General features: G+C 74.6%; 12 protein-coding genes and 2 tRNA genes. 6 read left to right on the plus strand and 8 right to left on the minus strand.

Annotated features, from left to right (window positions below; genetic code table 11):
* Positions 1 to 3 precede the first annotated feature (3 nt).
* The 3 genes from MILUP08_RS09780 to MILUP08_RS09790 form a co-directional block, all read right to left on the minus strand.
* On the minus strand, positions 4 to 726 hold the full coding sequence (locus MILUP08_RS09780) for an ABC transporter ATP-binding protein (protein ID WP_007457122.1): 723 nt from the start codon (positions 724 to 726) through the stop codon (positions 4 to 6).
* Positions 723 to 1,655, minus strand: a complete 933-nt coding sequence (locus MILUP08_RS09785; RefSeq protein WP_007457124.1) for an ABC transporter ATP-binding protein — start codon at positions 1,653 to 1,655, stop codon at positions 723 to 725. Before MILUP08_RS09785 ends, MILUP08_RS09780 begins: the two co-directional genes overlap by 4 nt.
* 336 nt (positions 1,656 to 1,991) lie before the next feature.
* On the minus strand, positions 1,992 to 2,972 hold the full coding sequence (locus tag MILUP08_RS09790) for a helix-turn-helix domain-containing protein (RefSeq protein WP_007457125.1): 981 nt from the start codon (positions 2,970 to 2,972) through the stop codon (positions 1,992 to 1,994).
* 70 nt (positions 2,973 to 3,042) lie between these two features.
* On the opposite strand from MILUP08_RS09790, the gene MILUP08_RS09795 reads away from it, so the two are divergent.
* The gene (locus tag MILUP08_RS09795) at positions 3,043 to 3,858 is read left to right on the plus strand and encodes an isocitrate lyase/PEP mutase family protein (RefSeq protein WP_007457127.1); all 816 of its coding nucleotides are present in this window, start codon (positions 3,043 to 3,045) and stop codon (positions 3,856 to 3,858) included.
* Between the two features lie 136 nt (positions 3,859 to 3,994).
* On the opposite strand, the gene MILUP08_RS09800 is transcribed toward MILUP08_RS09795, so the two are convergent.
* Positions 3,995 to 4,267: a DUF6458 family protein gene (locus MILUP08_RS09800; protein WP_007457129.1), complete on the minus strand. Its 273-nt coding sequence runs from the start codon at positions 4,265 to 4,267 to the stop codon at positions 3,995 to 3,997.
* 148 nt (positions 4,268 to 4,415) lie between these two features.
* Between MILUP08_RS09800 and MILUP08_RS09805 the strand changes: the two genes are divergently transcribed.
* The 4 genes from MILUP08_RS09805 (at position 4,416) to MILUP08_RS09820 (ending at position 6,496) form a co-directional block, all read left to right on the plus strand.
* Positions 4,416 to 4,488, plus strand: a tRNA-Gly gene (locus MILUP08_RS09805).
* Positions 4,489 to 4,536: 48 nt separating this feature from the next.
* Positions 4,537 to 4,611: transfer RNA gene (locus tag MILUP08_RS09810), tRNA-Val, on the plus strand.
* A gap of 112 nt (positions 4,612 to 4,723) precedes the next feature.
* Positions 4,724 to 5,374: a TOPRIM nucleotidyl transferase/hydrolase domain-containing protein gene (locus tag MILUP08_RS09815; protein ID WP_039907573.1), complete on the plus strand. Its 651-nt coding sequence runs from the start codon at positions 4,724 to 4,726 to the stop codon at positions 5,372 to 5,374.
* 111 nt (positions 5,375 to 5,485) lie between these two features.
* The gene (locus MILUP08_RS09820) at positions 5,486 to 6,496 is read left to right on the plus strand and encodes an NAD-dependent epimerase/dehydratase family protein (protein ID WP_007457133.1); all 1,011 of its coding nucleotides are present in this window, start codon (positions 5,486 to 5,488) and stop codon (positions 6,494 to 6,496) included.
* A gap of 63 nt (positions 6,497 to 6,559) precedes the next feature.
* On the opposite strand, the gene MILUP08_RS09825 is transcribed toward MILUP08_RS09820, so the two are convergent.
* Positions 6,560 to 7,543 (minus strand): Acg family FMN-binding oxidoreductase, encoded by a 984-nt coding sequence (locus MILUP08_RS09825; protein WP_007457136.1) that lies wholly within the window; start codon positions 7,541 to 7,543, stop codon positions 6,560 to 6,562.
* Positions 7,544 to 7,805: 262 nt separating this feature from the next.
* Between MILUP08_RS09825 and MILUP08_RS09830 the strand changes: the two genes are divergently transcribed.
* Positions 7,806 to 8,444, plus strand: a complete 639-nt coding sequence (locus tag MILUP08_RS09830; protein ID WP_007457138.1) for a response regulator — start codon at positions 7,806 to 7,808, stop codon at positions 8,442 to 8,444.
* Positions 8,445 to 8,454: 10 nt separating this feature from the next.
* Here MILUP08_RS09830 and MILUP08_RS09835 read toward each other — a convergent pair whose 3' ends face one another.
* The 3 genes from MILUP08_RS09835 to MILUP08_RS09845 form a co-directional block, all read right to left on the minus strand.
* Positions 8,455 to 10,131, minus strand: a complete 1,677-nt coding sequence (locus MILUP08_RS09835; protein WP_051065917.1) for a sensor histidine kinase — start codon at positions 10,129 to 10,131, stop codon at positions 8,455 to 8,457.
* Between the two features lie 98 nt (positions 10,132 to 10,229).
* The gene (locus MILUP08_RS09840; protein WP_007457143.1) at positions 10,230 to 11,213 is read right to left on the minus strand and encodes an Acg family FMN-binding oxidoreductase; all 984 of its coding nucleotides are present in this window, start codon (positions 11,211 to 11,213) and stop codon (positions 10,230 to 10,232) included.
* Positions 11,214 to 11,469: 256 nt separating this feature from the next.
* Positions 11,470 to 12,315: a universal stress protein gene (locus MILUP08_RS09845; protein WP_007457145.1), complete on the minus strand. Its 846-nt coding sequence runs from the start codon at positions 12,313 to 12,315 to the stop codon at positions 11,470 to 11,472.
* Positions 12,316 to 12,317: the final 2 nt, after the last annotated feature.

A 12,317-nucleotide genomic window follows, 5' to 3' on the forward strand; every position in this document is an offset into this window, starting at 1 on the left:
GCGTCACCTGACGTCCGGCACGGGCGCGGAGGGCTGCCCGGCCGACTGTTCGTCGAGGTGCCCGTCGTGGATGCGGATCACCCGGTCGGCCAGGGCCATCATCACCGCGTCGTGCGTCGACACCACGACGGTGACGCCTTCGGCTTCCGCTATCCCGCGCAGCAGCGCCATCACCGACAGGCCGGTCTCGGCGTCCAGTTGCCCGGTGGGCTCGTCGGCGAGCAGGAGCTGGGGCGAGGCGGCCAGCGCGCGGGCGATCGCCACCCGCTGCTGCTGGCCGCCGGACAGCTCGGTCGGGCGCTGTCGGGCGTGGTCGGCCAGGCCGATCAGCTCCAGCAGGAGCTCGACCCGCCGTTCGCGCTCGGCCGGGGCGACGCGGGCCAGCCGCAGCGGGGCGGCGACGTTCTCGGCGGCCGACAGCACCGGGATCAACCCGAAGCTCTGGAAGACGTACGACACCTTCTCGCGCCGCAGCCGGGACAGGCCGTCCTCGTCGAGCGCGGTGACGTCGGTGCCGTCGACGTGCACGGTGCCGGCGTCCGGGCGGTCCAGGCCGCCGATGATGTTGAGCAGGGTGGTCTTGCCCGAGCCGGACCGGCCGACGAGCGCCACCATGGAACCGGCGGCCACGTCGAACGACACGCCGCGCAGGGCATGGACGACTGTCGGCCCGGTGCGGAAACGCCTGTGTACGCCGCGCACGCGCAGCAGCGGCTCGCCGCTCATTCGCCGCTTCCCGCGTCGGGGTGGATCGTGATGTGGTCGGTTTCCAGGGCCAGCCGGACCCGTCGGGTCAGGGCCAGCGCCTGGCGGAACTCGCGGGGCACCTGGACGCGTCCGGCCCGGTCCATCACGGCGTACTCCTCGGCGATCGTGTGCGTGTCGCCCTCCGCGTCGGTGGTGGTGCGGCGCAGCACCTCGCTGCTGGTGCGCCCGTCCCGGATCGCGACGGTCCGTTCGACCTGGCCGCTGACCTCCGGGTCGTGGGTCACCACGACGACTGTGACGCCGTACCGTCGGTTGACGTCCCGCAGCACGCCGAAGACCTCGGCGGACGTGGCGGCGTCCAGTTCGCCGGTCGGTTCGTCGGCGAGCAGGATCCGCGGCTGGTTGGCCAGCGCCACCGCGATCGCGACCCGCATCTGCTGCCCTCCGGAGAGCTGCCCGGGGCGCCGGTCGGCGCAGTCGGCGACACCGAGGCTGTCCAGCAGCTCGGCCGTGCGCTCCCGGCGCTCCTTCTTCGCGGTACGGGCCGCCGTCATCGGCAGGTCCACCATCTCCCGCGCGGTCAGGTAGGGGATCAGGTTGCTGGCCGTCTGCTGCCGTACGAACCCGACGGTGTGTCGCCGGTAGTCCACCCGGTCCGCGCGGGACATGGTCAGCAGATTCCACCGGTCGACGCGGACCCGCCCGGCGGTGGGGGAGTCGATGCCGGCCAGGATGGAGAGCAGCGTCGACTTGCCCGACCCGGAGGCGCCGACGACGGCGACCAGCTCACCGCTCTCCACGGCCAGGTCCAGGCCCTGCAGCGCCTGCACCTCGATCGAGCCGGTCTGGTAGATCCGCACCAGGTTCTCGCAGACGATGAGCGCGTCCCGGCCGTACTCGGGCGCCCGCGCGGTGGGCTGCGGCAGGGACAGCGGTGTGCGGGACATGCCCTTCTCCGTCCGGGTTGTGCCGACCGTGCTGACGCAGATTGAAGCAGCTTCGCGTATCGGCGGCTCGGTTGACCATGCCCCTGCACGCTTTCCTGCATCCTGGGCGAGGGTCTGCCACCCACCGTTCCGCTGGGCGGGGCGGCGGGGCTGGCGCTGTCCGCGCTCAGAAGGTGAGGAGCCGGAACTCGCCCACCGGCTGGAAGTCGAGCCGGCGGTAGACCGACTCCGCGATTGGCGACGAGGTGAAGGCCGCCGTGGAGGCGCCGTAACGCGGGCAGTCGTGCCCCTCGCCAGGGGTAACGACGCTGGGCGGGGCCGCCCCGGAGTCGCCGCCTACGCGGTCGCCGAGAGCAGTGCCTCCGCGAGGTCGGTGCGGGCGCTGAGCAGCGTCCGGCCCCGACGGTGGGTCGCCACCAGACCGGCCGCGCGCAACGCGGTGAGGTGCTGGGAGACGCCGCCGGGTGACATCCCGCTGCGCCGGGCCAGCTCGGTCGTGCTCACCGGCCCGGTCAGTTCGGTGAGCAGCCGGGCCCGTCCGCGGCCGAGGACTGCGGCCAGCGCGTCCGGGACGCCGCGCGGCCGCTCCCAGAGGGTGCCCAGTCCACGGGCGGGATAGGCGAGCTGCGGCGCGTCCCCGGTGGAGACGCTCAGCACCGACGGCCAGACGAATACCGACGGAACCAGCACCAGGCCCGGACCGTCCGCGACGTCCGGGGCCAGGCAGTGCCGCTGCGCGACGAGCAGGGTGTCGCCCTCCCACCGGACCTGCCGGTGCAGGTCGTTGAGGAGCACCGCCGCGCCGTCCTCGGCGAGCAGGCGAGCGCGCGCGGTGACGTCGGCGTCGAGCAGCAGCCGCAGCCGTGGCCAGTGCGCGGCCAGGGCGATCCGCCAGTACGCCTCGATCTCCGCACTCAGCCGGCGCAGCCCGGCCGGCGGGTCGGCGTACAGGGCGGCGAGCGCCGGCGTGCGGTCGCCCGGGTACAGGTCCAGGTGTGCCCGGACGGTGTCGGCCGGGGTGGCGCGCAGGGCGGCCAGTTCGGCGGCCAGGTCCGGGATGAGGCCGGTGGGCGGCGGGGTGAGGAAGTCGGCCAGGTAGCCCGGCGGGGCCGGCACCAGCTGCCAGAGCAGCGCGTCGTCCTCCTCGATCACACCCGCCTGGACCAGCGGTTGTCGTACCCGGCGAACCCAGGGCAGGTGGACCGCGTGGTCCCCGGGGTCGCGCAGCACCCGGACGCTCGCGACGACCTCCCACAGGCAGGAGACGGCGAACCGGATGCGGGCGACGGCGCCCGCCGACATGCTGATGGCGACCACGGCACCCCCGGTGGTTTCAGCTGGCGCTAAAACATTACCGGCGGCTGCGGGGCCGGCCGAGACTTGCCGCGTGAGCGAACACCACACCCGAGCCGAACTCTTCCGATCCCTGCACACCCCCGGGTCGCCGCTGGTCCTGGTCAACGCCTGGGACGCCGCGAGCGCCCGCGTCGTGGTGGCCGCCGGCGCCCGCGCGGTGGCCACCACCAGCGCCGGCGTCGCCTGGAGCCTCGGTACGCCCGACGGTGACATCCTCGGCCGCGACGCGGCAGTGGACCTGGTCCGCCGGATCACCGCCTCGGTGTCGCTGCCGGTCACCGCGGACATCGAGTCCGGGTACGGGGGGACACCGGCGGAGGTCGGCGCAACCACCCGGGCCGTGCTCGACGCCGGCGCCGTCGGCGTGAACATCGAGGACGCCCACCGTACGGGCGGCCCACCCCTGCGCGGCGTGCCCGACCAGTGCGCCCGCATCGGCGCGGTGCGGGGCGCGGCCGACGCGGCGGGTCTGCCGCTCTTCGTCAACGCCCGGATCGACACGTTCCTCAGCGGCGGCGGGGGCGTCGACGAGACGGTGGCCCGGGCCAGCGCCTATCTCGCCGCCGGCGCGGACGGCATCTTCGTGCCGGGAGTGGTCGACCCGGTGACCATCGGCGCGCTGGTGCAGGCGGTTCCGGCGCCGCTGAACGTCCTGGCCGGGCCGGGTGCGCCGGCGGTGGGGGAACTGGCCCGGCTGGGGGTGGCGCGGGTGAGCCTCGGCTCGTCGGTCGCGCAGGCGGCGTACGCGGTCGCCCGCCGAGCGGCGGACGAGGCCCTCGGCGCGGGCACGTACGGCGCGCTGGCCGACGCCCTCGACTACGGCACGCTCAACGCCCTCATGCGCTGACCGGACGGGCCGGGTCGCGCTCGGAGCCGGCGCCCTCCGTGGCGGGAGGGGGGCCAGGAAATCGACGGGCCGGCCGCCTCTGTCGAGGTGGCCGGCCCGGGTTCGCCTGCTCCGCCTGCGGTGGCCCATGCTCGTGTCACAGCGGCGGGGCGATGTCCCGCCGCTCCTCGACCCGGCGGTACTCGACCGGCTCCTCGACCCGGCGGTACTCCACCGGCTGCTCGGTGGCGACGGGAACCGCCTGGCGACGGCGACCCCAGATCAGCGTGGTCATGATCAGGCCGAGCACGCCGGCCCCCATCAGGATCCAGCCGACCACGTCGAGGTTGATGCCGCCGACGCTCGCGTCCAGCGCGAAGGTGAGGATCGCGCCGAGCGCGATCAGGAAGATGCTGGTGCCGATACCCACGACAGCCTCCTTAGGGGGTGTGGTGCGCTGTCGAGGTCCCTCAGTACCCCGGCGGCGACCAGCGCAATCTCCGCCGCCCAGGGTCGCGCGCCCGCCGATCTTGGCATCGGGTAGAGTTTGCCGCGTCGCCGACGTTCGTCGGGGACGTGCGGACGTAGCGCAGCTGGTAGCGCATCACCTTGCCAAGGTGAGGGTCGCGGGTTCGAATCCCGTCGTCCGCTCGCGATTCGCCTCGACGGGCCTGAGCGCCCGGGTCGGGCGGAAACCACGGGCGATTGGCGCAGTGGGAGCGCGCTTCCTTGACACGGAAGAGGTCACTGGTTCAAACCCAGTATCGCCCACCAGGCAGAACGGCTCGTCACCGACATCGGTGGCGAGCCGTCGTGCGTGCTGACACCTGACGCCGCCGGCAATACCGGTGGCGGGGGCCTGTCGCTCCTTGCGAGACTCGGCCCCGTGCGAGAGCCGGACCGCTTCCGAGCCGCCGTACGCCTCTGGGCGGCCGGCGGTCCCGACGTGGCGACGGCCGCCGGCGTGGCCCGGGAACTGGCCGCCGGCCTGAGCGCCGTCGTGCTCGTCGAGGGGGTCAGCGACCAGCGCGCGGTGGAGGCGCTGGCAGAGCGACGGCACCGCGACCTGGCCGCCGAGGGTGTGTGCGTGGTACCGCTCGGCGGCGCGATGAGCGTCGGTCGGTACCTGCGGCTCTTCGGCGCGCAGGGGCTCGCCGTGACCGTACGAGGGCTGTGTGACGAGGCCGAGGAGAGCTTCTTCCGGCGTGGCCTGGAGCAGGCGGGCCTGGGCGCCGGCCTGACCCGGTCGGCGATGGAGGTGCTCGGCTTCCACGTGTGCGTCACCGACCTGGAGGACGAGCTGATCCGCGCGCTCGGCAGCGACGGCGTCGAGCGGGTCGTCGCGGAGCAGGGGGACCTGGCCCGGTTGCGGGTCTTTCAGAACCAGCCCGCCCAACGTGGACGGTCGGTCGAGCGGCAACTGCGCCGCTTCCTGGGCACGATGAGTGGCCGTAAGGCCCGCTACGCGGGGGCGCTCGTGCGCGCTCTCGAACCGGGTGCCGTACCCCGCCCGCTGGACCGGCTGCTCGCGGGCTGACCGACCCGAGCCGGCTGCGCGCGGGCGTTGGCGCGCGGTTCTGCCGAGGGCAGATCCGCTCACCGTGAACAGGAGCGCCACGCGCCGCGACCACCCGGCAGGGTGGAGCACATGAGATTGCTGGTGTTGGGCGGTACGGGTTTCGTCGGTGGTGCGACGGTCGCCGAGGCGGTACGCCGGGGCTGGTCGGTGACGGTGTTCAACCGGGGGCTGCACGGCTCGGTTCCGCCGGGCGTACACCTGTTGCGGGGTGATCGGACCGCGCCCGACGGTCTGGCCGCACTGGCCGGCGGCGAGTGGGACGTGGTGGTGGACACCTGGGACGGCGCGCCGCGGGCCGCGCGCGACGCGGCCCGCGCCCTGGTCGACGCCGTCGGGCACTTTGTCTACGTCTCCAGCGGCTCGGTCTACGCCGACCCGGTGGCACCCGGCTCGGACGAGACGGCGCCGGTGGCCGACGGTGACCCGGACGCTGTCGACGGCGACTACCAGCAGCTCAAGGCGGGGGCGGAGCGGGCGGTGCGGGAGGTCTTCGAGAACCGCGCGCTGATCGCCCGGGCCGGGCTGATCCTCGGTCCGGGGGAGGACATCGGCAGGCTGCCCTGGTGGCTGAACCGGATCGCGCGGGGCGGCGACGTGCTCGCCCCCGGCCCGGCCGAGCTGCCCATCCAGTGCATCGACGTGCGCGACCTGGCCAGCTGGATGCTGGACCAGGGCGAGCGGGGGCAGGGCGGCACGTTCAACGCGGTCAGCCGCCCCGGGCACTCCACGATGGGTGAGCTGCTCGACGAGTGCGTGGCGGTCACCGGCTCCGACGCCCGGCTGCGTTGGATCGATCCCGAGTCGATCCTCGCCGCCGGTGTGGAGCCGTGGAACGAGCTGCCGATCTGGTTGCCGCTCGGGCATCCGTACCGCTGGCTGCTGGAGCGGGACACCAGCCGGGCTCACGCGGCGGGGTTGACCTGCCGGCCGGTGGCCGAGACGGTGGCGGACACGTGGCGGTGGCTGCGGGAGGTGGGCACGGTCCCGCCGCGCGCCGGCAGGCCCGACCCTGGTTCGGTCGGCCTGGACCCGGCCCGGGAGGCCGCGTTGCTGGCCGCGGCCGAGCCTGCGGCGGGCTGACCGGCGACCGCCGGAGCCCGATGAGGTCCTTGCCGGTGGGCGAAGTCAAGACGCTCGTGGCTGCTACCCCGCGATCGCACCGGCGGTCGGTGCCGTGAGCACCTCGTCGACAGCACGGCGCGGGGTGGGGCGGCCCGGTTGGCCGTACCCGATGCGCAGCGCCATCTGCGGTGCGCCGAACCGCCCCAGCGACACCCGTAGCTGCTCCCGCGCCGTAGGCACCTCGATCGGCTGGGACAGCAGCGACACGCTGAGCCCCGCGTCGGTGGCGGTGAGCAGCACCCGTTGCAGGGCCTGCCCGGCGACCACCTGGTCCACTGCGGTGTTGCCGACCGAGCCGAGCACCCCCACCAGGGGTTCGGGTTCGAAGTCCCGCCCCGGCGCGCGGTCCCGTCCACCGAAGCCGCGCGTCGGCAGCACGTCCTGCGGCTCGTGCTGCGGGCCACCGGCCGCGGCCGGCAGGCCGTCCGGCGCGGGCTCGTGACGCAGCCACAGTTCCCGCTCGGCGCGGTACGCGGGGTCGCGCTCCAGGACCCGGTGCGCGCTGCGGGCGATCTCGCCGAACGCGGTCACGGCGCTCACCCCGATCAGCAGCTCCAGCCAGCACTGCTCGGCGCGGGCCGCCTCGGCGAGGCGCCACCGCGCGTCGGACGGCACCGGGTCCGGCCAGAATGGGAGCCGGTTGCTGAACCGGCGGGGGATGGCCGCGTGCAGGCTCTGCTCGGCGGGTGTGGGCCGGCGCGGGAGGTCCGGCACCAGCCGGGCCAGCAGGTCCGGCTCGGCCGGGTCGGGGCGCAGCCGTACCCGGGCCGGGGCGCCGGCCGCGGCCAGCGCGAGCCGCAGGTTGAACAGGGCGGCACCGCAGGCGATCCGTACGCCCCAACCGCTCGGATCGGTTGCCGGCAGTCGCCGGGTCGGATCGGCAAGCACCTCGATCCCACCGTCGCGCAGCCGTAACCGCCACGGCTGGGTGTTGTGCAGCGACGGCGCCCGGACCGCGTCCGCGGCGGCGGCCCGCAGTTGGTCTGTGGTGTAGCCGATGTCCATGGCGGTGCTCCCTTCCGGTGGGTCGATCGTCGAGCCGGGACGGTCGGCCACCCCTACGGTCCGCCCGCCGGGTGGGGCCGAGCAGGGCCGGACGTCCCGATCCACCGGGTCCGACCGCCCGGGGCCGGGACCACCGGAGGCCGCCGGCGGGCCGGGGCCGTCCCGACCCGCCCGCCCGGCACCGACGCCGGCCGGGACGACTGACGCCGGGTCGGGACCTTCGGCCCGTGCGCCTGGCCAGCGGCGCCTGTAGAAACGAGTAATGATCCGCGTCTTCCTCCTCGACGACCACGAGGTCGTCCGCCGTGGCCTGGCCGACCTGCTGCAGAGCAGCGGTGACATCGAGGTGGTCGGCGAGTCCGGCTCCGCGCAGGAGGCGTCCCGCCGCATCCCGGCGCTGCGGCCCGACGTGGCGATCCTCGACGCCCGGCTGCCCGACGGCAACGGCATCGACGTGTGCCGCGACATCAGGGCCGTCGACTCGTCCATCAAGGGCCTGATCCTCACCTCGTACGAGGACGACGAGGCGCTGTTCGCCGCGATCATGGCGGGGGCCGCCGGGTACGTGCTCAAGCAGATCCGCGGCACCGACCTGGTCGACGCGGTGCGTCGGGTGGCGGCCGGGCAGTCCCTGCTCGATCCGGCGATCACCGCCCGGGTCCTGGAGCGCATCCGCAACGGCGTCGAGCAGCCGCGCGAGCTGAAGTCGCTCACCGAGCAGGAGCGGCGGATCCTGGAGTACGTGGCGGAGGGGCTCACCAACCGGGAGATCGCCGGGAAGATGTTCCTCGCGGAGAAGACGGTGAAGAACTACGTCTCCAGCGTGCTGGCGAAGCTCGGCCTGGAGCGTCGCACCCAGGCCGCCGTCCTGGCCACCCGCCTGCTCGGCAAGACCACCTGAGCTGCGCCGGTCAGTCGCGCAGCGGCACCGACCAGCACAGCTCGGTGCCGTGCGCCTCGACCGGGCGGATCGTGAAGATGCCGCCGAGGCGGTCGGCGCGTTCCCGCAGGTTGATGAGGCCACCCCGGGCGGCGGCCGGGTCGCAGCCCACCCCGTCGTCGGTGACCGTCACGCTTACCTGACCGCCCTCGACGCGTACGGCCACGTCGACGCGGGTGGCCCGCGCGTGGCGGACCGTGTTGGACAGCGCCTCGCGCAGCACGGCGGTGAGATCCGGGCGGATCGTGTCCGGCACGGCGCTGTCCACCGGGCCGGTCACCTCCAGGTGCGGCTTGAAGCCCAGCGACTCGGCTGCCACCTCGACGGCCTCACCGATCTCGGTGCGCAGCGCGGCCGTCATCGGCGTCCGCAGCTCGAAGATGGTCCGCCGAATGTCGCGGATGGTGGCGTCGAGGTCGTCGACGGCCGCGTTGATCCGCTTGGCCACCTCGGGGCGGGCCATCATCGGCGCGGCGCTCTGCAACTGCAGGCCGGTGGCGAAGAGCCGCTGGATCACCACGTCGTGCAGGTCGCGGGCGATCCGTTCGCGGTCCTCCAGGACCACCAGCAGCTCCCGTTCCTCCTGGCCGCGGGCCCGTTCCATGGCCAGCGCCGCCTGCCCGGCGAAGCTGCCCAGCAGCGCCACGTCCTCGTCGCTGGCGCCGCCGCCGCGCTCCGGCCGGTGCGCCACGATCAGCACGCCGTGCAGAGTGTCGGCGGTGGCCAGCGGTGAGACGATCGCGGGCCCGGTGTGCAGCAGCGCCGGCCACGGCGCGGCGTGCGCCAGGTCGTCCACCTGGTCGTGCCGGCCCTCGGCCACGGCAGCCCCGAAGCTGGTGTCGGTGGCCGGCAGGACCGCGCCGACAAGCGCCCGGGCCCGCTCGTCGGCGCCGTCGACCACCTCCACGGTGAACTGCGCCGTGTCGGCGTCGTACAGCAGCACCAGCGCCAGCTCCGCCTCGGCGACCTCCCGGGCGCGGCGGGCGACGAGCGCCAACGCGTCGGTGCGGCGCACCTCGCCGAGCAGCACCGTGGTGATCTCGGCGGTCGCGGAGAGCCAGCGTTCCCGCCGGTGGGCCAGCGCATACAGGCGGGCGTTCTCGATGGCCACGCCGGCAGCGGCGGCGAGCGCGACGACGATCTCCTCGTCGTCCTCGGTGAACTGCGCGCCGCCCTGCTTCTCCGCCAGGTAGAGGTTGCCGAACACCTGGTCGCGGATGCGCACCGGCACGCCCAGGAAGCTGTGCATGGGCGGGTGGTTGGCGGGGAAGCCGTAGGAGCGCGGGTGCTGGGTGATGTCCGGCATGCGCAGCGGGTGGGGCTCGTCGATGAGCAGACCGAGCACGCCCCGCCCGTGCGGCAGGTCGCCGATCTGCGCGTGCTGCTCGGGCGTGATGCCGTGCACGATGAAGTCGTGCAGCAGCCGGTCCGGGCCGACCACGCCCAGCGCGCCGTAGCGGGCGCCGACCAGCTCGCAGGCCGCCTGCACGATGCGGCGCAGGGTGGTGCGCAGATCCAGGTTGGTGCCGATGCCGACGACCGCGTCGAGCAGTGCCCGCAACCGTTCCCGGCTGGTCATCACCTCGCCCACCCGGTCCAGCATCTCCTGGAGCAGCTCGTCGAGGCGGACCCGGGACAACGGGCTCAGCCCGAGCGACGGCGTCACCGGGGACTCCGGGCGGGGGTGCGGGACGCTGCTGGTCACGGGGGCGATGCTATCGCTGGCACCTCCGTTCACCAGACCCGTCAGCGTACTGCGGAGGTGTCGACCACCTGTTCCACGTCGAGTCGCGGGGTGTGCGGCGGGCCCGCGTGTGCCGGGTCGGCGATCCCCAACCGCAGCACGAGGTACGGGAAGCCGATGCCGGCGAGCAGCTGACGCAGGGTCTGCCGGGTGCCCGGGACCTCCACCACCGCGCTGAGCGGCACCACCGACACGCCGAGTCGGGTGGCGGTCAGCCAGGCGGCGGAGAGCGCTTCACCTGCGCGCAGCCAGCTGTCCCGCTCGTCCTCGTCGCCGTGCAGCAGGGCGTACACCGCCGCGCGGTCGTGACCGGGGCCGACCGGCAGGCTGCCGGCGCGGCCGAAGTCGCGGGCCGGCACGGTGGTCTGCGGCGGCTGCTCGGGCAGCACCTCGGCCGGCAGACCGGTGCCGGCGCCGGCGCGGCTCGTCCAGTACGCCAGCTCGGCGCGCAGCTCCGGGTCCTCGGCCTCGACCGTGTCGGCGTGCCCGGCCGTGGCGGCCAGCTCCAGCACCTGGTCGTGGTCGAGGATCTGGAGCCGGCCGCCCTCGGCGGTGACCGCCCGGGCGATCTCCCCGACCGCGTCGGTCGGCACCGGTTCGTCGCTGACCGGCCGGCGGTCGGTGTGCCGCACCGACATGCACTGCACCATCCGCACGGCGTCCGGGTCGGCGGCGGTCCGGCTGAGGGTGGTCAGCCGGGCCAGCAGGTCGGGGTCGCCCGGGTCGGGCAGGCGCTGCACCACCGCGCGCCAGCCTTCGGCGGCGAGCGCCAGCCGGGCGTGGTGCAGGGCGGCCCCGCAGCTGATCGCCAGCAGCCGACCCTCCGGGTCGCCGGCCGCGAGCTGCCGGTCGGTGACCGTACGCAGCTCCAGCGCGTCGGGGAGCACCCGCCAGCGCCAGGGCTGCGTGTTGTGCACCGAAGGGGCGTGGCCGGCGGTGGCGGCGGCCTCCGCCAGCGCGGTCGTCAGCTGACCGTCCTGACTCATCGTCCTGACCTTTCCATCTCTGCCATCGCTCACCTGGCGGTGACGCGCGGTGTCTCGCCGCTCCATCCTGGGGCATCGCCGGACGTCGTGCAGGGGTCGCAGGTCCCGAACCCGCGGGTCGTGGAGCCCACCGGGGCGGGTCGTGGAGCACACCGGGCGCGTCCAACGGGCGGCTCGGATGCCGGCGATGTGCCGAGCCACCAGGACGCGCCGCTGGCGCGTCACCGCCGACGCGGGCAGGTGAGCGAGCGCGGCCTCAGCGTTCCCGGACGACCGCGACCGGGCAGCCGGCGTGCTGGATCACCTGCTGGCTGACCGAGCCGAGCAGCATCCCGGCCAGCCCACCCCGACCCCGACTGCCGACCACCACCAACTGCGCGGACCGGCTCGACTCGATGAGCGTCCCCGCCGGGCTGCCCGCGACGAGGTCGAGCGTCATGTCCAGCTCGGGGTACGTCCGCCGCCACGGCTCCAGCGCCTCCTCGACGGCGGCCTGCTCGTCGGGCTTGCCGGCCGCCCCGTCGGGGCCGGGCGTCCAGGCGTGCAGCACGCGCAGCGACACCCGGCGTTGGGCGGCCCGTTCCGCCGCGAAGCCGAGCGCCACAAGCGACGGCTCCGAACCGTCCACGCCGACCGCCACCGGGGCGTCCGGCCCGCCTGCCGTTCCGTCGCGCACCACCACGACCGGGCAGTGCGCGTGGGCGGCGACCGCCACCGCCGTCGACCCGGTCAGCAGGCCGCCGAACCCGCCGTGGCCCCGACTGCCGAGCACCAGCAGCCCTGCGTCGGCGGAGCGCTCCTGCAACACCAGGGCGGGCGGCCCGTCGTACACCTCGCCGGTGATCGTCAGGCCGGGATGCGCGGCGGTGGCGTCCGCCGCGGCCTTGCGGACCAGGTCGTCGACCTGCCGCCGGGCGGTGTCGTCCGGCCAGACACCGGGCGCCACGCCCGGACCGACCCAACTGGCCACCGTCAGCCATTCGAAGACGTACGCCAGCCGCACCGGCTGGCCGCTGCGCTCGGCCTCGGCCAGCGCCCAGTCCAGGGCCACCGACGCGTCGGTGGAGCCGTCGTAGCCGACCAGGATCTCCGCGTCCCGCACGT

The sequence above is a fragment of the Micromonospora lupini str. Lupac 08 genome (assembly GCF_000297395.2).
Lineage (GTDB): Bacteria > Actinomycetota > Actinomycetes > Mycobacteriales > Micromonosporaceae > Micromonospora > Micromonospora lupini.

Bases quoted from the DNA above. Each gene is read 5' to 3' on its own strand.
- MILUP08_RS09785 (WP_007457124.1), bottom strand. From the start codon at position 1,655: ATGTCCCGCACACCGCTGTCCCTGCCGCAGCCCACCGCGCGGGCGCCC.
- MILUP08_RS09840 (WP_007457143.1), bottom strand. From the start codon at position 11,213: ATGAGTCAGGACGGTCAGCTGACGACCGCGCTGGCGGAGGCCGCCGCC.
- MILUP08_RS09830 (WP_007457138.1), top strand. From the start codon at position 7,806: ATGATCCGCGTCTTCCTCCTCGACGACCACGAGGTCGTCCGCCGTGGC.
- MILUP08_RS09820 (WP_007457133.1), top strand. From the start codon at position 5,486: ATGAGATTGCTGGTGTTGGGCGGTACGGGTTTCGTCGGTGGTGCGACG.
- MILUP08_RS09825 (WP_007457136.1), bottom strand. From the start codon at position 7,543: ATGGACATCGGCTACACCACAGACCAACTGCGGGCCGCCGCCGCGGAC.
- MILUP08_RS09780 (WP_007457122.1), bottom strand. From the start codon at position 726: ATGAGCGGCGAGCCGCTGCTGCGCGTGCGCGGCGTACACAGGCGTTTC.